The sequence below is a fragment of the Microcoleus sp. AT8-B5 genome (assembly GCF_036705565.1).
Classification (GTDB): Bacteria; Cyanobacteriota; Cyanobacteriia; order Cyanobacteriales; family Microcoleaceae; genus Microcoleus.
In genome coordinates this window covers 15,151-39,513 of record NZ_JAUBUY010000007.1, presented here as the reverse complement: position 1 = coordinate 39,513, position 24,363 = coordinate 15,151, and the positions used below count along the sequence as shown (strand labels likewise).

Annotated in this window: 23 protein-coding genes; 12 read left to right on the top strand and 11 right to left on the bottom strand. The window is 46.1% G+C overall.

The window, feature by feature from the left end:
• Positions 1–97: 97 nt before the first annotated feature.
• A complete protein-coding gene (locus QUB39_RS07120; protein WP_333053186.1) occupies positions 98–712 on the top strand; it encodes a DedA family protein in 615 nt (204 codons plus the stop codon).
• Positions 713–1,161: 449 nt separating this feature from the next.
• The gene (locus QUB39_RS07115; RefSeq protein WP_333208295.1) at positions 1,162–2,586 is read left to right on the top strand and encodes an NADP-dependent isocitrate dehydrogenase; all 1,425 of its coding nucleotides are present in this window, start codon (positions 1,162–1,164) and stop codon (positions 2,584–2,586) included.
• 321 nt (positions 2,587–2,907) lie between these two features.
• Here QUB39_RS07115 and QUB39_RS07110 read toward each other — a convergent pair whose 3' ends face one another.
• Positions 2,908–3,516: a glutathione S-transferase N-terminal domain-containing protein gene (locus QUB39_RS07110; RefSeq protein ID WP_333208294.1), complete on the bottom strand. Its 609-nt coding sequence runs from the start codon at positions 3,514–3,516 to the stop codon at positions 2,908–2,910.
• A gap of 69 nt (positions 3,517–3,585) precedes the next feature.
• Between QUB39_RS07110 and QUB39_RS07105 the strand changes: the two genes are divergently transcribed.
• Both QUB39_RS07105 and QUB39_RS07100 read left to right on the top strand, forming a co-directional pair.
• Complete coding sequence (locus tag QUB39_RS07105) at positions 3,586–3,978, top strand: DUF2358 domain-containing protein (protein WP_333053182.1); 393 nt, start codon at positions 3,586–3,588, stop codon at positions 3,976–3,978.
• Positions 3,979–4,277: 299 nt separating this feature from the next.
• On the top strand, positions 4,278–5,450 hold the full coding sequence (locus QUB39_RS07100; RefSeq protein WP_333053180.1) for a TRC40/GET3/ArsA family transport-energizing ATPase: 1,173 nt from the start codon (positions 4,278–4,280) through the stop codon (positions 5,448–5,450).
• Between the two features lie 340 nt (positions 5,451–5,790).
• Here the strand turns inward: QUB39_RS07100 and QUB39_RS07095 are convergent, their stop codons facing one another.
• From QUB39_RS07095 to QUB39_RS07055, 10 genes are all read right to left on the bottom strand, one after another.
• Entirely contained in the window at positions 5,791–6,084 is a 294-nt protein-coding gene (locus QUB39_RS07095) for a hypothetical protein (RefSeq protein WP_333053179.1), read from the bottom strand.
• A complete protein-coding gene (locus QUB39_RS30535; protein WP_445243088.1) occupies positions 6,074–6,199 on the bottom strand; it encodes a BrnT family toxin in 126 nt (41 codons plus the stop codon). The genes QUB39_RS07095 and QUB39_RS30535 overlap by 11 nt, the downstream gene beginning before the upstream one ends.
• Positions 6,200–6,313: 114 nt before the next feature.
• Positions 6,314–6,553, bottom strand: a complete 240-nt coding sequence (locus tag QUB39_RS07090; RefSeq protein ID WP_333053177.1) for a DUF5615 family PIN-like protein — start codon at positions 6,551–6,553, stop codon at positions 6,314–6,316.
• Positions 6,537–6,902 (bottom strand): DUF433 domain-containing protein, encoded by a 366-nt coding sequence (locus tag QUB39_RS07085; protein ID WP_333053176.1) that lies wholly within the window; start codon positions 6,900–6,902, stop codon positions 6,537–6,539. The genes QUB39_RS07090 and QUB39_RS07085 overlap by 17 nt, the downstream gene beginning before the upstream one ends.
• Positions 6,903–7,072: 170 nt before the next feature.
• The gene (locus tag QUB39_RS07080) at positions 7,073–7,300 is read right to left on the bottom strand and encodes a hypothetical protein (RefSeq protein ID WP_333053175.1); all 228 of its coding nucleotides are present in this window, start codon (positions 7,298–7,300) and stop codon (positions 7,073–7,075) included.
• A 136-nt stretch (positions 7,301–7,436) separates the two neighbouring features.
• On the bottom strand, positions 7,437–7,826 hold the full coding sequence (locus QUB39_RS07075) for a type II toxin-antitoxin system VapC family toxin (protein ID WP_333053173.1): 390 nt from the start codon (positions 7,824–7,826) through the stop codon (positions 7,437–7,439).
• 7 nt (positions 7,827–7,833) lie between these two features.
• The gene (locus tag QUB39_RS07070) at positions 7,834–8,061 is read right to left on the bottom strand and encodes a hypothetical protein (protein WP_333053171.1); all 228 of its coding nucleotides are present in this window, start codon (positions 8,059–8,061) and stop codon (positions 7,834–7,836) included.
• Positions 8,062–8,222: 161 nt separating this feature from the next.
• Positions 8,223–10,526 carry a DNA phosphorothioation-associated putative methyltransferase gene (locus QUB39_RS07065; protein WP_333053169.1) on the bottom strand — a complete coding sequence of 768 codons (2,304 nt, stop codon included), beginning with the start codon at positions 10,524–10,526 and terminating at the stop codon, positions 8,223–8,225.
• 189 nt (positions 10,527–10,715) lie between these two features.
• A complete protein-coding gene (locus QUB39_RS07060) occupies positions 10,716–14,129 on the bottom strand; it encodes a response regulator (RefSeq protein WP_333208293.1) in 3,414 nt (1,137 codons plus the stop codon).
• 120 nt (positions 14,130–14,249) lie between these two features.
• A complete protein-coding gene (locus tag QUB39_RS07055) occupies positions 14,250–14,681 on the bottom strand; it encodes a response regulator (RefSeq protein ID WP_333053165.1) in 432 nt (143 codons plus the stop codon).
• Positions 14,682–15,083: 402 nt separating this feature from the next.
• On the opposite strand from QUB39_RS07055, the gene purC reads away from it, so the two are divergent.
• From purC to QUB39_RS07015, 8 genes are all read left to right on the top strand, one after another.
• On the top strand, positions 15,084–15,812 hold the full coding sequence (purC, locus tag QUB39_RS07050) for a phosphoribosylaminoimidazolesuccinocarboxamide synthase (RefSeq protein ID WP_333041222.1): 729 nt from the start codon (positions 15,084–15,086) through the stop codon (positions 15,810–15,812).
• Positions 15,813–15,994: 182 nt separating this feature from the next.
• Positions 15,995–18,376 (top strand): BamA/TamA family outer membrane protein, encoded by a 2,382-nt coding sequence (locus QUB39_RS07045; protein WP_333053164.1) that lies wholly within the window; start codon positions 15,995–15,997, stop codon positions 18,374–18,376.
• 120 nt (positions 18,377–18,496) lie between these two features.
• The gene (gene lpxC, locus QUB39_RS07040) at positions 18,497–19,354 is read left to right on the top strand and encodes a UDP-3-O-acyl-N-acetylglucosamine deacetylase (protein WP_333053162.1); all 858 of its coding nucleotides are present in this window, start codon (positions 18,497–18,499) and stop codon (positions 19,352–19,354) included.
• Positions 19,355–19,439: 85 nt separating this feature from the next.
• Complete coding sequence (gene fabZ, locus QUB39_RS07035; RefSeq protein ID WP_333053161.1) at positions 19,440–19,961, top strand: 3-hydroxyacyl-ACP dehydratase FabZ; 522 nt, start codon at positions 19,440–19,442, stop codon at positions 19,959–19,961.
• A 267-nt stretch (positions 19,962–20,228) separates the two neighbouring features.
• On the top strand, positions 20,229–21,023 hold the full coding sequence (gene lpxA / locus QUB39_RS07030; protein ID WP_333208292.1) for an acyl-ACP--UDP-N-acetylglucosamine O-acyltransferase: 795 nt from the start codon (positions 20,229–20,231) through the stop codon (positions 21,021–21,023).
• 41 nt (positions 21,024–21,064) lie between these two features.
• Positions 21,065–21,667: a Uma2 family endonuclease gene (locus QUB39_RS07025; protein ID WP_333208291.1), complete on the top strand. Its 603-nt coding sequence runs from the start codon at positions 21,065–21,067 to the stop codon at positions 21,665–21,667.
• A 9-nt stretch (positions 21,668–21,676) separates the two neighbouring features.
• The gene (gene lpxB, locus QUB39_RS07020) at positions 21,677–22,849 is read left to right on the top strand and encodes a lipid-A-disaccharide synthase (protein ID WP_333208290.1); all 1,173 of its coding nucleotides are present in this window, start codon (positions 21,677–21,679) and stop codon (positions 22,847–22,849) included.
• 136 nt (positions 22,850–22,985) lie between these two features.
• A complete protein-coding gene (locus tag QUB39_RS07015) occupies positions 22,986–24,248 on the top strand; it encodes a DNA cytosine methyltransferase (protein WP_333053155.1) in 1,263 nt (420 codons plus the stop codon).
• Positions 24,249–24,363: the final 115 nt, after the last annotated feature.

Here is a 24,363-nt window from a genome sequence, read left to right as displayed (position 1 = left end):
GGGGAGTCGAGGCAGAGCCTCTCGATATGTGTTCCCAGGCAGAGCCTAGGAACGAGCAATGACTAATGACTTCTTCTTACCAAATTAGGGAATCAAAATGGTTGAATGGATAACTAACACAATGCAGTCTATGGGCTATTTCGGAATAGGACTGTTGATGTTTTTAGAAAATCTTTTCCCCCCCATACCCTCAGAATTGATTATGCCGCTGGCAGGGTTCACGGTATTCCAGAACCGAATGGAGTTTTCACCGGCGATCGCCGCAGGGGTAATCGGTACAGTTTTGGGGGCGCTTCCCTGGTACTATGCTGGTAAATTATTGAGCGAAGAACGCTTGAGGAATTTAGCCGACAAATACGGCAAGTGGATTACTGTATCGGGGGCCGATATTGACAAAGCAAATAGATGGTTTAACAGACACGGCAACAAAGCCGTGTTTTTGTGTCGCCTAGTACCCGGAGTTCGCACCCTAATTTCCCTGCCCGCTGGCATCAATAATATGCCTTTAATTCCTTTTTTAATCTACTCAACAGGAGGTACTCTTTTATGGGTAAGTTTCCTGACTTTTACCGGATATAAATTAGGGCAAAATTATACACTTGTAGAGGAATATCTGGCCCCGGTTTCCAAAATAGTTGTGGTGATTATTGTCATTTGGTGTATTTTGTGGGTTGTGAAGAAGAATATGCAGAAGGAAAAATATCGCAAATAAATGCAAAATTTGTGAAAATAATCTGCCTTTATTTGCGTTCATCGGCGGCTACAATCACCATTTTGACCCCACCCCAAAACGCATACAACTTTCCGACAGAAGTCGTGCGTTATCAACCCAAAATTTTAGACTAAGGTTCAACCTCCCCGATTAATCTGGGGAGTAAATCTAAAAATCTAAAATGTAAAATCTAAAATCCACTGACTTGTTTCCAGCATCCTCTCAACCGTAGCGCTGAAAGATAGAGAGGGAAATTTGATAGAAAATTCTGCTATCTTGGCTACTTTTTTAAATTAACTTTTAAATGGGCGATCGCCCAAAAGTCACAGTGACGGGCAGCCGATCGCCCAAAAATCCAACTTAAATTTATACAAATATTTAGGATTGGTGGAGGTTTAGGCAGATAATCGTGGCAAAATAGGGAACATTCCTATCCGCGCTGTTAAGATATGTACGAAAAGATTGTAGCCCCGACAACAGGTTCTAAAATTACTTTCAAAGACGGTTTGCCGATCGTCCCCAATGACCCAATTATTCCCTTCATTCGCGGCGACGGTACGGGCGTTGACTTGTGGCCTGCATCCCAGAAAGTCATGGATGCTGCGGTAGAAAAGGCTTACGGTGGCGATCGAAAAATCAACTGGTTTAAAATCTATGTAGGCGACGAAGCTTGCGATGTCTACGGTACTTACCAATATCTGCCCCAAGATTCCTTAGACGCCATCAAAGAATACGGAGTCGCCATCAAAGGGCCGCTGACAACGCCCGTAGGTGGCGGAATTCGATCGCTAAACGTAGCTTTGCGGCAAATCTTTGACCTTTACGCCTGCGTGCGGCCCTGCAAATATTATGCTGGAACACCATCGCTACACAAAACTCCTGAACTCCTAGACGTAATTATTTACCGGGAAAATACAGAAGATATTTACCTCGGAATTGAATGGGCCAAAGGCAGCGAAATCGGCAAAAAATTGATTGAATTCCTCAATAATGAGTTAATTCCGGCAACACCAGAACATGGCAAAAAACAAATTCGCCTCGATTCTGGCATCGGAATTAAACCCATTAGCAAAACAGGTTCTCAGCGTTTAGTGCGGCGCGCCATTACCCACGCTTTACGGTTGCCGAAAGATAAGCAGCAAGTGACTTTGGTGCACAAAGGCAACATCATGAAATATACTGAAGGAGCTTTCCGAGATTGGGGTTATGAATTAGCCACCACCGAGTTTCGCCAACAGTGCGTAACGGAAAGAGAGTCCTGGATTCTGAGCAACAAAGAAAAAAATCCCGACATTAGCTTAGAAGATAATGCTCGCCAAATAGATCCGGGATACGATGCTTTGACCCCAGAAAAACAAGCCAAAATTCGTCAAGAAGTAGCCGACGTTCTGTTTGCAATTTGGGACAGTCACGGCAGCGGCCAGTGGAAAGAAAAAATCATGGTCAACGACCGAATTGCTGACAGTATTTTCCAACAAATTCAAACCCGACCGGCCGAGTATTCGATTTTGGCGACAATGAATCTGAACGGGGATTATTTGTCCGATGCGGCCGCCGCCATTGTCGGTGGATTGGGCATGGGCCCCGGTGCGAATATTGGTGATGAATGTGCAGTTTTTGAGGCGACTCACGGCACTGCACCGAAACACGCTGGTTTGGATAAAGTCAATCCCGGTTCCCTGATTTTGTCCGGGGTGATGATGTTAGAATACATGGGATGGCAGGAAGCGGCAGACTTGATTAAGAAGGGTTTGGGAGCGGCAATTTCTAACGGTGAAGTTACTTATGATTTGGCGAGGTTGATGGAGCCGCCGGTGCCTGAGTTGAAGTGTTCAGAGTTTGCTGAGGCGATTATTAAGCATTTCGTGGATTGAGTTTGAGGGCTTTTTTTGAACGGGCTCGCGTGCCCGTTCCACAACCAGTCAATTTGCTTTGTGGGGAGTAGGGGTTGGGCACGCGAGCCCGCCCGCTGTTGATTAAGAACGGGCTCGCGTGCCCGTTCCACCTCACATCTTGCACCATTGTCAAGAACAGGCAAGATGCCTGTTCCACAAAGAGGGAATTTTCTTGTGGAACAGGCCGGAAAGCCTGTTCCTAAAAAGCTTATTGAGAATGGTGCAACCTCTGAGTTCCACAAAAGTCAACTTGTTTGTGGGGTGTCCTGCCCTCCTGAAAATACAATTTAGAGGCGGGGTTTATAATGATGGGACAGCCATTCCGCGCTCAACGGCGGGACGCTTCTGCAAGGTTTCTACCCAACGTTTGAGGTGGGGGTGGTTGTCGAGGGTTAATCCTTGAAATTCGTAAATAGCAACCCAGGGATAGGTAGCAATGTCGGCAATAGAATAGTCGCCGCAGATGTATTCGTATTTTGCTAGTTGAGTGTCTAATACTCCGTAGAGGCGCAAGGTTTCTTTTTCGTAGCGCCCGATCGCATAGGGAATTTGTTCGGGTGCAAAGCGTTTGAAGTGGTTTAGCTGACCAAACATCGGGCCGACGCTGGCCATTTGAAACATCAGCCATTCCATAACTTGAAAGTATTTTTGTTTGTCTGTGGGCAGAAATCTGCCGCTTTTTTCGGCAAGATAGATCAGAATAGCGCCGGACTCGAAGACGGTGATGCCGTTATCTCGATCGACTATCGCCGGAATTTTGCTGTTGGGGTTGATGGCGATGAACTCTGGGCTAAATTGGTCGTTTTTTGTGATGTCGATGACGTGCACGTTGTAGGGTAAACCTATTTCTTCGAGCATGATCGAAACTTTGCGGCCGTTCGGTGTGGTAAAAGTGTATAGGTCGATCATAAGTTGTCCGCCTTTTCTCAAGCAGGTATAAACTATATTATAATAATTTCAGGCAAATAGCTAATCATAATGGATCTTATTGAAATTCTCAAAGACGATTATCAAAGATTTCCCGATAATCAGACTTACAGCATCTATGCAAAAGATGTTTATTTTGAAGACCCAGTGAATCGATTTACAGGAGTCGATCGCTACCGCAAAATGATCGGGTTTATGGGGACTTTTTTTCAGGATATAAATCTCGATTTGCACGGGATTTCGCGATCGGGAGATACTATAGACACTCGCTGGACTCTGAGCTGGATCGCACCGCTACCTTGGAAACCGAAAATGGCGATCGCCGGTAGGAGCGAACTGAAAGTCAACAGCGACGGTTTAATTGTTTCTCACATCGATTACTGGGACTGTTCGCGGTTGGATGTACTCAAACAGCTTGTATTTCCTGTGAAAACTAATGTTTGAGAATTTTTATTAGGTTTTTTAGCAATAAAAAATAGTGTTTCCAGAGCGAGATGCCCTTTTTAACTGCAGATGTTAGCAGATAAACACAGATGAACGCTGATGGATTTTTATTTGTTGCAATTGATATCTGAGATAAATAATTTTAACTGATATTGACATTGCAGCAATTTCGTGAGTCACAGGAAATGTGCTGTGTCCGGCTGGTGCTTGTCGCCAAAATTAAGCGCCGACTAAATTAATCTCTGTTACAGAACGTTACAATAAAGAAGTAAAGAATTTTCAGGCGAGCTAAACAATCAATGCGCTTAATATTAATGACCGGAAAAGGCGGCGTCGGCAAAACCTCCGTAGCCGCTGCGACAGGGCTGCGCTGTGCCGAATTGGGATACAAAACCCTAGTGCTGAGCACAGATCCCGCTCACTCCTTAGCCGACAGCTTCGACATGGAACTCGGACACGATTCGCGGCTGGTGAAACCGAATTTGTGGGGAGCAGAATTAGACGCTCTCAGGGAATTAGAAGGCAATTGGGGAGCAGTTAAGCGCTACATTACTCAAGTCTTGCGTGCCCAGGGACTCGAAGGGGTGCAAGCTGAAGAATTAGCCATCTTGCCAGGAATGGATGAAATCTTCGGTTTGGTGCGGATGAAGCGGCATTACGACGAAGGCGAATTTGATGTTTTAATTATCGATTCTGCTCCGACTGGCACAGCATTGAGACTGCTAAGTTTGCCGGAAGTTGGCGGTTGGTACATGAGAAAATTTTACAAGCCGCTGCAAGGCATATCCGCCGCCCTTAGACCCTTAGTTGAACCTATTTTTAGACCAATTGCGGGTTTTTCTTTACCAGACAAAGAGGTGATGGATGCACCTTACGAATTTTACGAGCAAATCGAAGCTTTGGAAAAGGTTTTAACTGACAATACTGTGACTTCGGTAAGGTTAGTTACCAATCCAGAAAAAATGGTAATTAAAGAGTCTCTGCGGGCTCATGCCTATTTGAGTTTGTACAATGTAGCCACAGATTTAGTAGTAGCTAACCGGATTATTCCCGCAGAAGTAACTGACCCATTTTTTAAACGGTGGAAAGAAAGCCAGGAACAGTACCGTCAGGAAATTCACTCAGATTTCATGCCGCTGCCAGTTAAGGAGGTGCCACTTTATTCCGAAGAAATGTGCGGTTTGCCAGCTTTGGAACGGTTGAAAGAAACGCTTTACAAAGACGAAGATCCAAGTCAAGTTTATTACAAAGAAAATACGATTAAGATCGTGCAGGAAAACAATCAATATAGTCTTGAACTGTATTTGCCCGGAATTGCTAAGGATCAGATCCAGTTGACCAAAACGGGAGATGAGTTGAATGTTCGGATTGGGAATCACCGCCGTAATTTGGTGTTGCCGCAAGCTTTAGCGGCGCTGCAACCTTCGGGGGCGAAGATGGAGGATGATTATTTGAAGATTAAGTTTGCTTAACAAGACTTACGCACGCTTCTACCTAAAAAACCCGGTTTCTAGGAAAAATCGTGGATTATCCCTTGAGATATTCACGCAGAAACCGGGTTTTTGGCCCGCGTGCAGGTATTGAGCTATTCAGCAGACTTACGCCCTTCTTGTCTGAGGCGAACTGCTTCGTCAAAAGTAGGATGGTTGCGTCTGCGTTTATGAGACAATGACTTTTGTAATGGTATCAATTCCGATTGTATGGGAATGATTTAACCGCAGAGGGCGCAGAGGGCGCAGAGTCTCCAGAAGAGAGAGATGAATAATTCCGATGTCAACGGGTTGGATATGAGATGCTGCTGGCTAGATACAATTAACATGATTTAGCATGAACGACTTCCTTTAATGCCTCATCAATCACTGCATCGCTGACACCTCGGCGCTTCAAACTTGCTACTAAGGCTCTTACTGTCTCGCTCTCAAATCGTTCTAAATCAACGCGCAAACCTTGACCGATATAAGCACGAATTAATGGCTGATAACCCGAAAAACCCAACAAGGGTGCAACTTTCTTTAGATATTCCACAACATCTTCGGGCATACGAATCGTCACGCTAGTCATTGGACGGTTGCGGTTTAATCGCTGTTTTAATGCTTCAACTTTCATACTCTGCCCTCTCCTGACGAGTTGCTTTACGTGCTGAAATAATCCGAATGACATTTTCTTCACGCTCAATGTGAACCACATACAGTAGATTCCACCGACTATCTAGCCAAATCACAGTATAGGGAAAGGGATGAAAAGAATTCGACCTTCATATTCATCAGGCTGACTGCAACAAATAAATAGTTCTAAATCATCAATGATCTTACCAATGGGTGCTGTTGCAATAACCTCAATAACTCCAAGCCCTAGGTAGTCCTTGATTGACTCGCTCGTAGGCATACATCGTAATAGTGGCCACATCATGGGTAAGTAAGATGCGTCCTTCATTAGCCGCCCATTCTAAAATATCTGGATCGTCAGTGTGAATCAGCCCTACATCTTGGACACGAACAATATCTAATTCAGGCAAACGTCTCACCAGCCCACGCAATATGGCTCCATTAAAATTTTCATCAGTTAGAAGGCGCACTTGGTATCGACTCCCCTTTTGACTGATAACGAGTAAGCAAACGTTGTCTCAGATCAACTAAGTTGTGTTGTCGAGAAAGTTCTTGTCTCAGTTGCTGAGATTGTTGGCTGCGCTGTTCCAAATAACTGTCAATTTCCTGACGATGGTTTAGATAGTAAGCAATGGTACTGTATATGTCTTCTAAGCGAACAACTGAATACTGAATAGCGATTTCTTCGGGAGTGGAGCCATTGTGGTATGAAGCAAGTATGCTATCTAGGGTGACTCGACTCGAACCTATACGGATACCTCCCGCTTCATCCCAACGGAAAGGAGGAGAGGTTGCTTGGAATTTTGCTGGGGCGCTCATTACATTAGGGACATATTCTACCTGACTTGAACTGTATCAAAACATTGTAGCAAGAAGCCTAATTCTTTGTCGGAAGGTAATGAAAGCCAACCATAATTATAGCTGTCGCTATGCTGGCTTTGCTACGAATGCAGGATAGGTTTTGTGTGCATCTGCATAAATCCTAAGTGCTACAGACATTTGCTGGCAGTTTCTCCTTGTGCCTGAAACCAAGCAAATGTTTCAGGATCGACTTGAACTTGCATAGTAATAGCCGACTGAGGCATTCGTAATTGCGCTCTAGTAAAGAACTCCTCCGATAGTGGTGGACTATCGGAAGTATCGATATCTTCATTGCTCATTGCGTCGATTCTCGCCCAGTCGGTTTGTGAGGTATTGTTCATAGCGTCTGCGTTCATAAGACAGTGACTTTCGCCCTGGAGATAATACGAACTGTTTCCTCATCAAGCTCCGTGTAGACAACAACTACAATTCGTCCATCAAGTAAACCAATACCGATACTCGACTCCAACGCATTGTTAGGCTTTCTGATTGCTACGGATAGGGCAATAAATTTAAGTTTTGAATGAATCGATAATCTCGTTGGTTCTTAGTGATGAAAGGGTACTCCCATACTATTGCTGTAGCTGCGATCAAGCCATCGGCAATTAGTAAGCCGTGACTTAGCCGATACAACCGTAACAAGTCAACCGCCTTATCTGAAATAGACTGGTCAATTCTAATCACGTCAAACTGCTGGAGAAATTTTTCTAGAGTCTGTAACTCTACCTTGTTAGCGCAACCAACAATTAGCTCCATTTGTGTGATTATGCTAATTGCTAATCGAGAACTTGATTTTAGTCCTTGCAAACAATTAACTGCATCAGGAATACCACGACCAACATCGATGATTATGTCGGTATCTATGATAGTTGAACTAGCCATGTGCTTTTTACCACTCGTTTTCTCGGAGATTACGTACCCAGGTAGTGCTACCTAAGTCTTGACGATCTCGCCACATTCCAATAAATGGATCGTTCATTAAATCAACATTTACTGACGAAGAGACATGTTCATCATATATGTACTTTTGTTTTAAAAAGGCGATCAAACTTACCACTTGACTCTGTGCTTCAGCCGGCAGAGATAAAAATTCACCTAAAAACTCTTGATTTGTCATGGCTATACCTTTTAAACAGAACAAGATATCTTTGATTAAGTCTATCAATATTTTGAGATTTTGGGAACTACTCCCTTCCCGTCATGGGGTCAAAAGCAGAAATTTTCTGTGTGAAATCCCAATTTTGGGTAGTTAGGCAGAAACTTTCTCTGTTTCCATGACTATTCCTCTTCTTTCCCTTCCTCTGTGCTCTCTGTGCCCTCTGCGGTTCCTTCACTCTTTCCTGCATTAACCTCAATCTTTCGCGCCTGACGTTCCGACGCAGCTTTTTGCAGCATTTTCAACTTTTCTGGGTCAGCATTCGATCGCCAAAACAACTTATGATCCTTAATTTTCACGCAATTTTCCTCCAAACACTTCATCCATTCCCGATGTTTCTTAACTACGCCACGATCGAGAATACCTAACTTTTCTTCTTGGCGGGTGAGTTTCGCAAACTTGTCATAATGCGGATAACTCTCAGTAACAAAAGCTTCTTTTCTCACTAAAATTGGCGGATTGTACACATCAGAATAGTCTTGATAGCTCACAGAAAGGTCGCGCAAATCTATGTGCATAGAAGTGTGAAGGGCTGGATGCGGGTTAGTGTCAAAATCGGGATAAAATAGATAGGAAATCTGAGGTCTGCGAGCGTAAAATTTGATAATTGTCGCGCCGTCAAGTCTGCCAATTGTGCGGTTGGCGCAGCCTTCGTAGAGCCTGAGCAAAGGATCTAGTTCTTCTAATGCAGAGACGTGAACAGAAAGGGAACCATGCTGTTTGTAGCCGATCGCACTATCTTCGCAGCAATCCGCAACAATATCAGGTTTGCTCAGACTATATAGCATTAAATCTGCCAAAGTGCAAGCTTTTTGATAATTGTCAAACAAACCTTTGATGTCGTTGCGGATTTGAGCTGGGAGTCGGCGCATCGAAGGTCGATCGCCCAAACCGTTGAGAGCGAGATATACCAGCAAATCTTGGCGGCGCTTGTCGGCGATTTTCTCCCAATCATCCGCATCCGTTGCTTGCAAAATCACCCTCCAAGCGCGATTAAAACTGTGAAATTCCTCCTTAATCGCCGATTCTTCCGCTAGTTCGCCTTTAACAGGAAGCCGGCCCCGATCGCTCACAAAAGCCATCAAAGGAGCCAACATTTCCGCATAATCCTCAAACCGCTTAACTTGCGATCGCACCCTGGGAGTCGATAAGTGCGATCGAAACCGAGAAGCACGAAAACTTTCACCCTCCGCTGCATCCCGAAACACAAAATAGATTCCCAAAGCCACAGGAATTGCATCAACATTCAAAACTTGGTCAATATAAACCTTCAACTCTTCCTGTTCGTAATACTTCTGAAAAGTATTCCGAGAAGTAATCACCCCATCCCCATAAGCAATTTGGCCTCGATCGCTATCATCAATCAAAACTTGAGCCGCTACAACTAATAAACTCTTAGTTAATTCCCAAGCACTTAGCAAAGCTTCTCGGCGTTCCGCCAAAGATTCAATTACATTAATCACATAACCAATATTCACAATATCCGCACACATTCGCGGAGTATCCGGCTGATAGTATGGGTCCCAACCAGAAATAGCATAACCCTCTTGTGCAATATATTTAACATCCCCGCCGTAACCGCAACCGTAATCAAAAAAAGTCGCCCCGTCCCTCACTAAATCAGCTTCTAAAACCAGACGCAGGGGTTTAGAAAGCGAATTGCGTACCATTGCAGCTTTATGTCGCTCGATTTTAGGAATTGATAGCTCACTATTCTCCTCTTTCAAACGCTCGACAACAGTATGATCTTGAATTTCTACACCGCAATATCCCAAATATTTGAGCCAACCTTCGCGAGTTCCGATAACGCTAGTATTGTCAAGCAGTCCCCACTTTTCCTCGCAGCGAGTCAGCCTCGCAAACTTTTCGTAATGGGGATAATCCGCAGCTACAAAAGTTTCCTTGCGGTGCAAAACCGGGGGATTTTCGCAGTTACTGTAATCAAAATATTTAACTTCCCCTGTTGCTAGATTAATCTGGATGCTGGTTTGCAAATCAGGATGAGCATTTGTATCGAAATCAGGGTAAAAAAGATAAGATATTTTAGGTTGATGAAGCAAAAATTTAACTAAAGTTGCTTCATCAATATTTTCGAGAGTGCGTCTGGCACAATTTTCGTAGATTCCGAGGACAGGGTTGAGTCTCTGCAAAGCTGAAACGTGAACGTAAAAAGCCGTAGGTAATTTTTTTCCCACCTTGCTTTCCCGACAGCAGCGAGCCACTTTTGCTACTAGATTGTCCACAGAAAAATTATTGATTTCATCGAGCGGGTAAGGCACAGCATTTACAGAATATTGCTCAGAAATACCCTCTTTTTCATACAATAAAATTTCGCGAGCAAAAACCATCAAAGGCGTTAGCAGTTTTTCCTCGTTTTCTAAGGAATTGCTATTTGAAATAGTGTTTGTAATGGTATCGTAATTCATAGCTAAATTAATTATTTTTTTTAAATTAACCGCAGAGAACGCAGAGAACACAGAGTGAAGAAAGAAAGAAACAAAGAAATAAACAAACAAAGAAACAAAGAATTTATTTCTTAGTCCGCGTAGGCGGACTTCGTTTGTTTAGGCGCGATTTCAAGCGCCGACTAATATCGATTAATAGCGACTAACCGACTAACTAAACATTCGATTTTCCACAAATTCTTGCACCCGGGCTAAATGACTGGACAAACTTACTAATAGGTTCTCAATCCTCTCACTATTTGACAATTCCACCCCTTTTGGTTCAGATTGAAAGCTTCGCGCTTGATGCTCCAATTGTGCGGCCAAATCCGACATCTGAGCAACTCCCACATTAGCCGAAGTTCCCTTGAGACGGTGGGCTTGATATTCCACAGCTTGCCAATCTTTAGCTTCTACGGCTCTTTTGGCAGCAGCTACATCAGCTTGGGCTCCTGCCACAAAAGCTTGCAAGAGTCGCTCTGGCAATTTAATATTAACTCGTCCGAGTTGCTCCAATCTGCTCTTGTCGAACAGTCCGTCGCAGTCTCTATGTTCCCAAGTTGGAAGTGCGATCGCCCTTGGTGTCGGCCCGGCCACAACCTGCGCTTTTTCCACAACTTCTGTATAATTTGTTGCTAATTGAGATTTATTTTCCGAATTTATAGTTTTAACTCCATACTTATTTTCATCCTGAACATTTAGGGCTTCATACTTTTTCAGGGCCGCCGCCAAAGCATCTAAATCTACAGGTTTGCTGAGATAATCGTCCATCCCCGCCGCTAGACACTTTTCTCGTTCCCCCGGCATAGCATGAGCAGTTAAAGCCATCACAAAAGTATGCCGATCGCTTCCTTCGATTTCCCTCAACTTTTGCGCCGTTTTATAACCATCCAGTACCGGCATTTGACAGTCCATCAGCACTAAATCATAGCTTTTTTTTGCCAGCAAATCCAGCGCTTCTTGACCGTTGACTACGCAGTCAGCCTGATAGCCTAAAACTGCCAACTGTTCGACAAGAACTTGTTGATTGATCGGGTGGTCTTCCGCCACCAAAATTCTCAGCGATGACAGCGAATTGGGAGTAACATATTGAGTATTAACTGGTGGCAACTTGCAAGTATTAGCAGCCTCCACTCTCCCAGAATCTCCCCTTCCCTTCATCGGCGCCATTGCCTCAAGCAGGCGACTTGGCCGCACCGGCTCGATCAAATATCCGTTAAAACCTCGACTGCAAAGCGATTCAGCCTTCGGCTGTTCTCGCAAAGCAGTCATGGCGATTAACGAGCCAACTGTCGAGGTCGATCGCACTTTCCTAGCAAATTCCTCCGCATCCAACTCCGGCATTTGCAAGTCCACCAGCACCACATCCCAACTTTTTCCCCCCTCTCCCGAATTCTGAGAAATCCCGCCCTGGGTATTTTTCAACCAACTCCAAGCCTCAGCAGCACTTTCTGCCTCGTCGCAGCGCGCACCCCAACTTTGAGCGAGCGATCGCACTGCTGCCCTCCTCAAAGCACTTCCAGAGATTACTAACAACTTCTTGCCCGCAAGTTCGGGATCGTGAGGCTCAACTGGCAACTGTTTTTCCAAAGGTACAGTAAACCAAAAAGTAGCACCGCTGCCTAGCAAACTGCGAACTCCAATGTCCCCTCCCATCATCTCCACTAACTGCTTACAAATAGCCAAACCTAAACCCGTCCCGCCGTAAGGCCTAGTAGGAGAATCATCTACCTGAGAAAAAGATTGGAACAGCTTTGTTTGTCCTTGGGCCGAAATTCCAATGCCAGTATCCCGCACCGAAAATAGCAACCTTGCTTCTTGTCTACCCTCTGCCAGTCTGTTGCCCTGTTTCACAGTTACGTGAACTAGAACTTGACCGCGATCGGTAAATTTTATGGCATTCCCCGTCAAATTCAGCAAAACTTGCTTCAATCTGCCCGAGTCGCCCACCAACTTTCTCGGCACTGAGCTGTCAACTAAAATATTCAATTCAATACCTTTTTCTTCGGCCAAATGCGCTATAATTTCTATCACCGACTCAACGCAACTATCCAAATCAAAATTAGACTTTTCAAGTCGCATTTCTCCAGCTTCAATTTTAGAGAAATCAAGGATATCATTAATAACACTTAGCAAATGTTCAGCACTGCGGTAAATCGTCTGAGCACAGTCCCGCTGTTTCTGTTCCAGAGGAGCGCGCAGCAGCAATTGAGCCATTGCCAAAACCCCATTCATCGGAGTGCGAATTTCGTGACTCATGTTCGCCAAGAATTGCGACTTCACCCGGCTAGCTTCTAAGGCAGTTTCCCGCGCTTCCACCAACTCATTAATCTTGTCGGCCACCATCACAATTCCCCCTACTTTACCGTCTGGATTGTACCAAGGGTGAGCGGCCCAGCGCAGGTAGATAACAGAGCCGTCTGCTCGTTCCCAAGCATCTTCGCTCACAGAAACGACCTCACCTCTGAGCACTTCTTGATACATTACTTTCCAGCGATTCGGGGTATCTGGAAACAATTCGTAATGACTGAGATTAGTCAGCGACTGCCACTCAAAATTAAATTGAGTCAGCCATTTGTGCGAGTTAGCTAAATAGCGCATTTCCGTATCGAACATCGCCATTGCTACCGGCACGCAAGTAATAATTTGTTTCAGTTGCTGCCGTTCCCTTTCCAGAGCATATTCCGCCTGTTTCCGCTCAGTAATGTCGCTAATCATGCCGGCCATTCGCAGCGCTTTTCCTTTGGAATTTCGCTGAGCTTTTCCCTGAGAAGTGCAGTAGCGGTAAACACCGTTCGAGTGTAGCAGCCGGAATTCTACATTATAATCTATTTCTTGTTCCAAGTGAGCGGCGATCGCCGCGACAATTCCCTCCTTGTCATCGGGGTGCAGGCGGTTGTATAGAGCTTCCATAGTCCTGCCAAATTGCTTTCGCGACAAACCGATAATTTCCAAAAGGCGATCGTTCCAATAAACCTCATTTTTACTTAAATCCCAATCCCAAATTCCGTCGTTCACTCCCTCTAAAACTAACCTGTACCGTTCCTCACTTTCCTTAAGCTTTTGACTGGTATGAAACGCCTGAAATTCGGCGCGGTAAACGCGCATCGCATTGGACAAACTGCGGGACAAACTATCGGGAGAAAGCTTATTTTTAGCAATATAATCAGAAGCTCCTGCCTTCATCAATTCCACAGCGATTTGTTCGTCGCCTTGACCTGTGAGTACAATTAAGGGAACTTTCAGTCCAGCTTCTCGTAGATGTTTTACCAAACTCAGTCCGTCTCCGTCCGGCAATCCGTAGTCGAGGAATACGCAGTCAAATTTGCACTCAAATATTTGATTTAATAGCAGCCCCTTTTCTGTCTCCTCAACCTCGCTTAAAGGTTGAGATTTATTTTGTTGGGAGAGTTTTGCGGTAGCCTGCATAGAATTTTTGCTAACCGAGAGTTGTGCCAGCGCATCCGCGCAGTCTTCTGCTTCAGTAACTTCTGCAGAAACACCAGCAGACTTGAGCGATCGTTTGATTGCCATTCGATCGACTGCATCGTCATCAACTATCAGAATTGTGAGAATTTTGTCCATAAAAACCGAATTGTGGATTAGTCCGAAAAAGCTGCTGTCAAGAAAAAGGACTTAAAACAACTGCATCGCTGAAAAATCATAAAGCCCCCTTGAAAATTTTTCTATTCAAATTTCCCTATTTTAGGGAATTTCACTCAGCATCCAGTATTTGTTTAGGGTAGCCATCACTTCCACAAAGTTAGAAAAAGTAACAGGTTTAAGAATATAGCCCGCTACATTCAAATTATAAGCTTTTACTTTATCTCTATCTTCATTAGAAGTTGTGAGGACGATTACCGGAATCGACCTCAAACATTCATCCAGTCGCAATTCTTGCAAAAACTCGATCCCGCTCATTCTCGGCATATTCAAGTCCAGCAAAATCAACCGGCGCGCTTGAGGCATGGGAGGATCTATTTTTCCTTGTCCACGCAATATAGCTAGAGCTTCTAATCCATTGGCAGCAATGTAGAGGGGGTTGACGATGTTATTTTTTTTGAAAGCTCGCCGGACGTTCATCACATCAACCTCATCATCTTCTACCAAAAGAATATGAATTTTTTTGTCTTGCATAAATCAGCCATTTTCTAGATGTTTTTTAAGCGCCCGTCTCGTTGGCGAGGTTTTGTCAGCACGGATCGCGAACCCAGCAGGTTTAATATCTATTGTCCTTTGTCAAGAATCATTTATGCCGGGGTCGATGACAGTATCTACCTGCAGGCGTACTTGCCCGTCATTCGATTTTGGATTTGAGATTTGAGATTTTGGATTGACCCGACGGATAAATGCGGGGGCTTGAGGATTTGAGATTTGAGATTTGGGATGGATTCCACGGATAAATCACGTGGCGGGTACCACATGAAGAAATTCGCTTGTCAGAGGATGAGCGGTGCAGCGGAGATCCAAAAACTCGCCAATAACACCCGATCGAGCTACGGTAAAATCTAAAACTCATCTACATTATTATTAATCGCCATGTCAGCCGATCGCAAACTCTACGAAGGCAAAGCCAAAATCCTCTACTCCACCGAAGACAGCGAAATTTTGCTGACCCACTTCAAAGACGACGCCACAGCCTTTAACGCCCAGAAACGCGGCAGCATCGTCGGCAAAGGCGAAATCAACTGCGCCGTATCCGCCCACCTGTTTCGGATGCTAGAAGCCAAAGGCATTCCCACCCACTTCATCGACACCCCGGCCCCCAACCAAATGCGAGTCTGTCGCGTCCAAATCTTGCCCTTGGAAGTCGTAGTCAGAAACATTGCCGCCGGCAGTCTTTGCAAGCAAACCGGACTCGCCCTCGGCACAATTGTCAATCCGCCGCTGGTCGAGTTTTATTACAAAAACGACGATTTGGGAGACCCGCTGCTGACCCGCGACAGGCTGCTGCTAATGCAGCTAGCCACCCCCGAACAAGTAGACCAACTAGAAATCGCCGCCCGCGAAATTAACGAAATACTCAAAGAATTTTTCAGCCAGTGCGGCATCACCCTGGTAGACTTCAAACTAGAATTCGGTATCGACCAACATCAAAATCTGATCCTCGCCGACGAAATCAGTCCCGACACCTGCCGCCTCTGGGACAATGCAGAAGCCGACCCCGACGCCCGTGTTATGGACAAAGACCGATTCCGCCGCGACTTAGGATCGGTAGAAACCGCTTACCAGCAAGTTCTCCAACGCGTTCTCGCTCAGAAAGTCTAGAGGCCTTGGTAATGCGCTAGAATTGCACAGTTTGTTACCCTTCTGCTTTCGATGTCAGCAATCAGCGGTCAACAGTCATCAATTAGCGATCAGCGCGAAATTCAACCGACTTAATAACTAATGACTAATGACTAATGACTAATGACTAATGTGGTGTGTGGATTCCAAAAAAGTGAACAAAAATGCGTTTATCTGCTGTATTGGTGGCAGTTTTTACTGCCTCAGCAACATTCGGGTTATCAAATTCTGCTTCCGGCCAAACATCCTACTCTGAATCAGCAGAGGAAGCTTTGACTGCCGCCGGGCCCGCCCCGTCGATCGAATTACCCGATCGCCCCCTTCCAGAATTAACCCCAAACCCTCCTCAAAACCCTAAAGCCGCTAAAACCAGCAAAGGGGAAGCCCTAAAAATAGCGGAGGCCCCTGCCAGAGGAGGGAACGACCGCGAACCCCCAAACCAAGTCACAGACCCGCCATCCCCGGTTTCACCTCCGATCCTTGAACTCAAACCCGAGCTAGCATCCAACCCTTCCCCCGCCTCTAGCAGCCAAAACGCCCTGCCAGAGGCGCAACAGGAAAGCTCGCTCCCCCCATCGGAAGCGGCGGTAACGCCCGCCTGGATCGCAGCAGAGCTAGGGAAACCAGATGAATCCGAGGCGATCGCTCAAAACGCCCAAGTTCCGACAATACCGGCCCCGACGGGACCGCCGACTAACACCGTTCCTCCATTGCCCCCTGGCCGGGCACCGCAGCCGAGACAAGCCCCTGCACCCGCCGGGGCGGCAGAACCGCAAGTGCTAGTAGCAGAAGTTACAGTCACCGGCGCGACGGAAGACTTGGAAACCGAAATTTACCGAGTCATCAGCACCCAACCGGGACGCACAACCAACCGCAGCCAACTGCAACAAGACATCAACGCCATTTTTGCCACGGGCTTTTTTAGAAACGTGCGGGCAGTACCGGAAGACACCCCGTTGGGCGTCCGGGTGACTTTTATTGTGCAGCCAAATCCGGTGCTGCAGGGAGTGACAATCACCGGTCAGCAAGTGCTGCCCCAAAGCGTAATTGACGAAAGCTTCCGCGATCAATACGGCAAAATTCTCAACCTCCGCCGCTTTGAAGAGGGAGTGAAAAAAATTAATGCGTGGTATCAAGAGAACGGCTATGTTTTGGGCCAAATCACTGATGCCCCGCAAGTAGCAGACGACGGCACTGTCACCCTGGTAGTGGCAGAAGGCCAGATCGAATCCGTTGATGTCCGCTTCCTGAACAAGGAGGGAGAGGCAACAGATGCGACGGGTCAGCCGATCGGAGGCAACACCCGTCAGTTTGTCATCACCCGCGAAGTAGAACTCAAGCCCGGAGACATCTTTAACCGCACCAAGGCGGAAAGAGATTTGAGACGGGTGTTTGGTTTGGGAATTTTTGAAGACGTGCGACTTGCCTTGGAACCGGGAACGACTGACCCCCGCAAGGCAAGAGTAATTGTCAACGTCATTGAGAAAAATACCGGTTCTCTGGCGGCTGGTGCAGGTTTGAGTTCCGCGACGGGTTTGTTCGGTACGCTGAGTTACCAGCAGCAAAACTTGAGAGGTAGGAACCAGAAATTGGGGGCTGAAGTACAAATCGGGGAACGCCAAAATCTGTTTGACTTGAGTTTTACAGATCCCTGGATTGCGGGCGATCCTTACCGGACTTCTTATACGATTAATGCGTTTAGAAGACGATCGATCAGCGTGATTTTTGACGGCGGCGAACGGGAAGTCAGATTGCCCAACGACGATCGACCCCGCATCAATCGTACTGGTGCCGGTATCAATTTCACCCGTCCCCTGGATCGGAATCCTTTTGCCGATTCTGAGTGGACAGCTTCAGTAGGCTTGCAGTACCAGCGAGTCTCAATTACCGATCGCAAAGGCCGGCGCGAATCCGAGGACGAACTCGGCAACCTGTTGAGTTTTAGCGATTCGGGTTCGGATGACTTGACAACTTTGCAAGCAGGTGTTGTACGCGATCGGCGCAACGACCCCCTCCGCCCCACTAGCGGTTCCCTGCTCAGATTTGGGATGGAACAATCGATTCCTGTAGGTTCCGGCAGCATCCTGTTAAACCGCCTGCGGGCCAGCTACAGCTTGTACCTACCAGTCAAGTACACTAACTTTACCGCCGGCCCTCAAACCCTGGCATTCAGTTTTAGGGGCGGCACCGTATTCGGAGATTTGCCTCCCTACGAAGCCTTTGCCTTGGGCGGCGCCAACTCGGTGCGCGGATACGACGAAGGCGACATGGGAGCCGGCCGCAGCTTCCTAGAGGCCAGCGTTGAGTACCGTTTCCCGATTATTTCGTTTATCGGCGGAGCGCTATTTTTGGATGCTGGCACTGACTTGGGCACGGGCAAAGATGTCCCAGGCGACCCGGCAGGTATCCGCGAAAAGCCCGGTAGCGGTTACGGTTACGGCATCGGCGTGCGGGTTCAATCTCCTTTAGGGCCGATCCGGATCGATTACGGTATCAACGACACTGGCGACAATCAAATTCACTTTGGAATTGGTGAGCGATTCTAAGTTGACAGTTGGCAGTTGGCAGTTGGCAGTTGGCAGTTGACTGTTGACAGTTGGCAGTTGACTGTTGACAGTTGACTACTAACTACTGACTACTAACTAATGACTACTGACTACTAACTAATGACTATTGAACGTACCTTAAAATCTGAATTTGAACTGTCGGGAATCGGTTTGCACAGCGGCGAACAAACTCGCGTCCGAGTTTTGCCTGCAGAGGTTGGGGAAGGTCGCTATTTTGTCAGAATTGACTTGCCTGGTGCTCCGAGAATTCCTGCAAAAATTGAGGCGGTTTGCCAGACTGCACTTTCAACGGAACTGGCAGGTATCGATGCTCAAATTCGCACTGTAGAGCATCTATTAGCCGCTTTGGCGGGGATGGGAGCGGATAATGCTCGAATTGAGGTTGATGGGCCGGAAGTGCCGCTGCTGGACGGTTCGGCTCTGGTTTGGGTAGAGGCGATCGCCCATACCGGCTTAGTTCCTCAAGAATCTAAGCAATACCCCACTTCCTCCTTTGTCGTTAGTGAGCCAATTTGGGTGCGCCACGGGGATGCTTTTGCAGCAGCTTTACCCTCAGCCGAAACTCGATTTAGTTACGGAATTGATTTTGAGGAACAGGCGATCGGCAATCAATGGTACAGTTGGTCGCCAGAGGCAGAAAGTTTTGCGACGGCGATCGCCCCAGCCCGCACTTTTGGACTTGCTCGCCAAGTTGACCAATTGCGACAAGCTGGTTTGATCAAAGGTGGTACCCTAGAAAACGCCCTAGTTTGCGATCGATCCGGCTGGCTCAACCCGCCTTTGAGATTTGCCAACGAACCAGTGCGCCATAAAATCCTAGACTTAGTAGGCGACCTCAGTCTGCTCGGAACTTGGCCAAAAGCTCACTACTTGGCTTACAAAGCCAGTCACAACCTGCACGTCCAACTCGCCCAAGCCCTGAACTCCCAAGCTCTAGCTACGCTAGATAAAAGTTAGGAAAAAACAGGCGATCTTCTGTTAAGATTACATCTTCCTTCTGCCTTCTGCCTTCTGCCATACCACACTCAAAATTCTTCAAGAAATGTCTACGCTGACTGAAGTTAACACCCTCAATACTGCTAATTCTGAATCCGTCCCCACCAAAAACGGTGAAGATTCTCCAGCGGTTAAATCTACTTTTACTCTCGAAGAAGTTCAGAAATTATTGCCTCATCGCTATCCTTTTGCACTGGTTGACAAGATTGTTGATTACGTGCCGTCCGAGAAGGCTGTAGGAATTAAAAATGTGACTTTTAACGAACCGCATTTTCAAGGGCATTTCCCCGGACGGCCGATTATGCCTGGAGTATTAATTGTCGAAGCGATGGCTCAAGTTGGCGGTATTGTTCTGGCTCAGTTGCCCGATATCAAGCAAGGATTGTGGATGTTTACCGGAATTGATCGAGTCAAGTTCCGTCGTCAGGTTGTACCGGGCGATCAGTTGCTGATGACTGTAGAATTGCTGTGGGTAAAACGCCGCCGCTTCGCAAAAATGCAGGCTCTGGCTGAAGTAGACGGACAAAAAGTTTGTGAAGGAGAATTGACGTTTTCGATGGTAGATTAAGTTGGTGATTGGTGATTGGTGATTGGTGATTGGTGATTGGTTATGTGTTATTTGGGGATTTCTCTATATTCCTGATAACCACTGACAATTGACAATTGACAATTGACTACTGATACTAAATCCTGGTTTGTTACTCCTTGATGATTCGGCGATTGCAATCGCTACTACACAAACGAAGTCCGCCGCGGACTAAGAAATAAACGGGGTATTTAAGCTTGATTTTGTATGAAAACTGAAAACTGAAAACTGAAAACTGACTAATAAAAAATGCTTACTTTGATTCACCCAACTGCTGTGATTCATCCCCGCGCTGAACTTCACCCGACTGTAGAAGTGGGAGCTTATGCTGTAATTGGGGAAAGAGTGAAAATAGGGCCGGAGACTAAGATTGGCGCTCATGCAATTATCGACGGGCTAACAGAAATAGGCGCTCGCAATCAAATTTTCCCCGGTGCGGCGATTGGTTTGGAACCTCAAGATTTGAAATATGAGGGTTCTCTAACTAGGGTGAAAATTGGCGACAACAATCTCATTCGGGAATACGTGACAATTAACCGCGCTACTGGAGCGGGGGAAAGCACGACTATTGGCAATCATAATCTATTGATGGCTTATGTTCATGTGGGACACAATTGCGCGATCGCCGATCGAGTAATTATCGCTAATGCTGTAGCCTTAGCCGGACACGTTAAAATCGAGTCTCAAGCCCGCTTGAGCGGTGTTTTGGGGGTTCATCAGTTTGTCCAAATCGGCCGTTTGTCTATGGTGGGCGGCTTGAGCAGGATCGATCGAGATGTGCCTCCTTATATGCTAGTCGAGGGAAATCCTTCGAGAGTGCGAGCAATCAACAAAATAGGCCTCGAACGCGCCGGTTTTACCCAAGAAGATTTGCTACTTTTGAAGAAAACTTTTCGTATTCTATACCGTTCTGGCTACACTCTCGATCGAGCTTTGGAACAGTTGGATTTGTTGCCAGAAAACGCCCACTTGCAGCACCTGCGGAGATTTATGCAGCAGTCTATAACCAAAGGGCGACGCGGTTTGATTCCTGGCAAAAAGTGAATGAGGTAGAATAAACCTATGAACTAAGCGACTGTTGCCCTATGAATGTATATACTTCTGTCAAATCTACATCCCCTGAAACAGAACCAGATGGCTGCATCAGGTTCTCAGATGTTAGTTGGGAGCAATTTGAAGCGATAGAAGCAGCTTTTAAAGATGTCAGAGGTGTGAAATTTTTCTATCTCGATAAAATACTGCAAATTATGACTGTCTCGCCCGAACACGAAATAATCAAGAAAACTCTCTGTATGCTGCTAGAGGCATATATGAGAGCAAATGGGATTAGATTTTACGGCAAGGGCGGCCCGACTCTGGGTAACAGAGAATTAGGCGGTAGAAAAGAGCCGGATGATTCCTATGATATAGGAACCCAAAAAATAGTCCCAGATATTGCTATTGAAGTAGTAATTACCAGTGGCGGGATAAATACTCTAGAATTCTACAAAAGATTGGGTGTTCGGGAAGTTTGGTTTTGGCAAAATAGTCAGTTATCTCTCTATTACTTAACAGGTGAAAATTATGAGCAGATTTCCCGGAGTACATTCCTTCCCGCTCTGGACTTAGAATTACTGCTACGCTGTGCTAATATGCTCGATCAATATGATGCTGTTACCGAGTTATTAGCAAACATCTCACCTGTATAAAGTCAAAATATGAAAATTTTTATCAGCACTGGTGAGGTTTCGGGCGATTTGCAAGGAGCTTTGTTAGTTGCAGCCTTAAAACGTTACGCTGTCGCCGCTGGTTTGGAGTTAGAAATAACCGGATTGGGCGGCCCTCGTATGGCAGAAGCTGGGGCTACTATTTTAGGCGATACTGTGGGCATTGGTTCTATGGGTTTGATAGAATCAGTGCCGTATATTTGGCCAACGATCAAAGTTCAACAAAAAGCTAAACAATATCTCAAAAACTTTCGCCCCGATGCTGTTGTATTGATTGATTATTTGACTCCTAATCTCGGTATTGGCAGCTACATCCGCCGCTGTTTGCCTGATTTGCCCGTGGTTTGGTACATCGCACCTCAAGAATGGGTTTGGTCGATTTCTCCTCGCAATACTGATCTGATTGTCAATATTTGCGACCAACTTTTGGCAATTTTCCCAGAGGAAGCTTGTTATTATCGAGAAAAAGGAGCCGAAGTGAGTTGGGTTGGTCATCCTTTGGTGGATAGAATGCAATCTGCGCCCAGCCGGGAAGTTGCCCGCAAAACTTTGGGAATTGGACCGGAACAGGTGTCGATCGCCCTAATTCCCGCTTCTAGACACCAAGAACTCAAGTACCTGATGCCGGTTATATTTGAGGCAGCTCAAATTATTCAAGCTAAATTGCCGGAAGTTCATTTTTGGATTCCGCTTGCTAATAACGCTTTTCGCCACAAAATTGAACAGGCGATCGAGAATTACGGTTTGCGGGCTACTCTGTTAGAAAATCAAACTCTGGAAATCTTGGCTGCTGCCGATCTGGCGATTACTAAATCTGGTACTGTTAATCTGGAGCTGGCTTTGCTGGATGTTCCGCAAGTTGTCCTCTATCGCGTCAGTCCAATTACGGCTTGGATTTTTCGCCACGTGCTGAAATTTTCGATTCCTTTTATGTCTCCGCCCAATTTGGTGCAAATGAAGCCGATCGTCCCGGAGTTGCTGCAAGACGAGGCGACTGCGGAAAATATAGTGCATCACGCATTGGAATTGCTGCAAAATGCCGATCGGCGCCAGCAAACTTTGGCGGGTTATCGGGAAATGCGGGAAAGTCTCGGAGATGTGGGCGTGTGCGATCGGGCGGCTGCGGAAATAATGAAAAATGTCAAATTAAATACAGCTTCTTAAAGCATTTTTTGTATTTAAAAGTTATGTATAAACCCGGTTCCTTTGTGGCTGGCTCGTGGACAAATTCACGATTTATTACCAGAAACGCTGTTGATTTCCTTAATTTCTATTAAAGCAACTTTTTTATTGAAATGTTATGCCAAGCAATCGGAAAAAGCGACCGATCGCTGTTGATTTATTTGCAGGTGCGGGCGGCATGACTCTGGGCTTTGAACAAGCAGGTTTTGACGTACTTGCCTCAGTCGAAATTGACCCTATTCACTGCGCCACACACGAGTTTAATTTCCCGCTGTGTTCTATTCTGTGTAAAGATGTCACACAGCTTACGGGCTCGGAAATTCGGAAAAAATCGGCGATCGGGGGGCGCGAGATAGACGTAGTAATCAGCGGTTCGCCCTGTCAAGGATTCTCGATGATGGGCAAGCGCGATGTGGACGATCCACGAAATTCTCTAATTTTTCACTTTCAGCGCTTAGTTTTGGAGCTAAAACCCAAGTTTTTTGTAATGGAAAATGTACCGGGAATTGCATCAGGAGAACACAAAGAACTCCTGAATGTTTTAATTAGCTCTTTTCTGAAACGTGGCTATAAAGTAGAAGAAAATTATCAAGTTCTCAACGCTGTTAACTATGGAGTGCCGCAAGCTCGCAAACGATTGTTTTTGATTGGGTGCAAAGCAGGTTATGAGCTACCCAAATACCCTCAGCAAACTACTATATTGCCCAAAATTAAAATTCCTAAACGCTATAAAAAAATTAATTTACCTGCTGTTCCGACTGTTTGGGATGCGATTGGAGATTTGCCGGAAGTGGAAAACTACAGCGAGTTGCTGCACCGAGATTGGGTAATGGCAGAGTACGGAAAGTGCAGCACTTATGCGAGTATAATGCGCGGAATTGATGGTTTGGATGATGATTATTCCTACGATCGCGAGTACGATCGACAAATCCTCTCTTGTAGTTTGCGAACTAAACATTCTCAGGAATGTATAGAAAGGTTTCAGGCGGCAAAACGCGGCGAAAAAGAGCCGATCAGCCGTTTTTACAAGCTTCACCCCGACGGAGTTTGCAACACTCTCAGGGCCGGAACCGACAGGGCTAGGGGGGCTTATACTTCGCCGAGACCGATTCACCCGATCGCCCCTCGGTGCATTACAGTCAGAGAAGCTGCGCGACTGCATTCCTATCCTGACTGGTTTAGATTTCATGTCACAAAATGGCACGGTTTTCGCCAAGTCGGAAATTCTGTACCGCCGCTATTGGCGAAAGCTGTCGCAGCGCAAATTATTAGCGCTTTGGGCGTGGAAGCCATTAAGCCGAGTCTCAAGCTGACATGGGGAGATGATTCCTTGCTTAAACTCAATTGGTCAGAAGCAGAAGAATATTATCTAAAAAGTTAAGAATTAGATTGACAGCGTATATGCAGGGCTACCCCCAATTAAGCGCGGGTTTAGCGTCCCTTGTATCCGTGGACACAGTTCGATGACCAGCACAAGATGTCCCCAGTAGTTAAAC

Coding starts and splice junctions, on each gene's coding strand:
- QUB39_RS07080 (WP_333053175.1), bottom strand. CDS start 7,300: ATGAACGCAGACGCTATGAACAATACCTCACAAACCGACTGGGCGAGA.
- QUB39_RS07055 (WP_333053165.1), bottom strand. CDS start 14,681: ATGCAAGACAAAAAAATTCATATTCTTTTGGTAGAAGATGATGAGGTT.
- QUB39_RS07105 (WP_333053182.1), top strand. CDS start 3,586: ATGGATCTTATTGAAATTCTCAAAGACGATTATCAAAGATTTCCCGAT.
- QUB39_RS07060 (WP_333208293.1), bottom strand. CDS start 14,129: ATGGACAAAATTCTCACAATTCTGATAGTTGATGACGATGCAGTCGAT.
- QUB39_RS07085 (WP_333053176.1), bottom strand. CDS start 6,902: ATGAGCGCCCCAGCAAAATTCCAAGCAACCTCTCCTCCTTTCCGTTGG.
- fabZ (WP_333053161.1), top strand. CDS start 19,440: ATGTCTACGCTGACTGAAGTTAACACCCTCAATACTGCTAATTCTGAA.
- purC (WP_333041222.1), top strand. CDS start 15,084: ATGTCAGCCGATCGCAAACTCTACGAAGGCAAAGCCAAAATCCTCTAC.
- QUB39_RS07070 (WP_333053171.1), bottom strand. CDS start 8,061: ATGACAAATCAAGAGTTTTTAGGTGAATTTTTATCTCTGCCGGCTGAA.
- QUB39_RS07045 (WP_333053164.1), top strand. CDS start 15,995: ATGCGTTTATCTGCTGTATTGGTGGCAGTTTTTACTGCCTCAGCAACA.
- lpxB (WP_333208290.1), top strand. CDS start 21,677: ATGAAAATTTTTATCAGCACTGGTGAGGTTTCGGGCGATTTGCAAGGA.
- lpxC (WP_333053162.1), top strand. CDS start 18,497: ATGACTATTGAACGTACCTTAAAATCTGAATTTGAACTGTCGGGAATC.
- QUB39_RS07015 (WP_333053155.1), top strand. CDS start 22,986: ATGCCAAGCAATCGGAAAAAGCGACCGATCGCTGTTGATTTATTTGCA.
- QUB39_RS07115 (WP_333208295.1), top strand. CDS start 1,162: ATGTACGAAAAGATTGTAGCCCCGACAACAGGTTCTAAAATTACTTTC.
- lpxA (WP_333208292.1), top strand. CDS start 20,229: ATGCTTACTTTGATTCACCCAACTGCTGTGATTCATCCCCGCGCTGAA.
- QUB39_RS07075 (WP_333053173.1), bottom strand. CDS start 7,826: ATGGCTAGTTCAACTATCATAGATACCGACATAATCATCGATGTTGGT.
- QUB39_RS07095 (WP_333053179.1), bottom strand. CDS start 6,084: ATGAAAGTTGAAGCATTAAAACAGCGATTAAACCGCAACCGTCCAATG.
- QUB39_RS07110 (WP_333208294.1), bottom strand. CDS start 3,516: ATGATCGACCTATACACTTTTACCACACCGAACGGCCGCAAAGTTTCG.
- QUB39_RS07120 (WP_333053186.1), top strand. CDS start 98: ATGGTTGAATGGATAACTAACACAATGCAGTCTATGGGCTATTTCGGA.
- QUB39_RS07100 (WP_333053180.1), top strand. CDS start 4,278: ATGCGCTTAATATTAATGACCGGAAAAGGCGGCGTCGGCAAAACCTCC.
- QUB39_RS07065 (WP_333053169.1), bottom strand. CDS start 10,526: ATGAATTACGATACCATTACAAACACTATTTCAAATAGCAATTCCTTA.
- QUB39_RS07025 (WP_333208291.1), top strand. CDS start 21,065: ATGAATGTATATACTTCTGTCAAATCTACATCCCCTGAAACAGAACCA.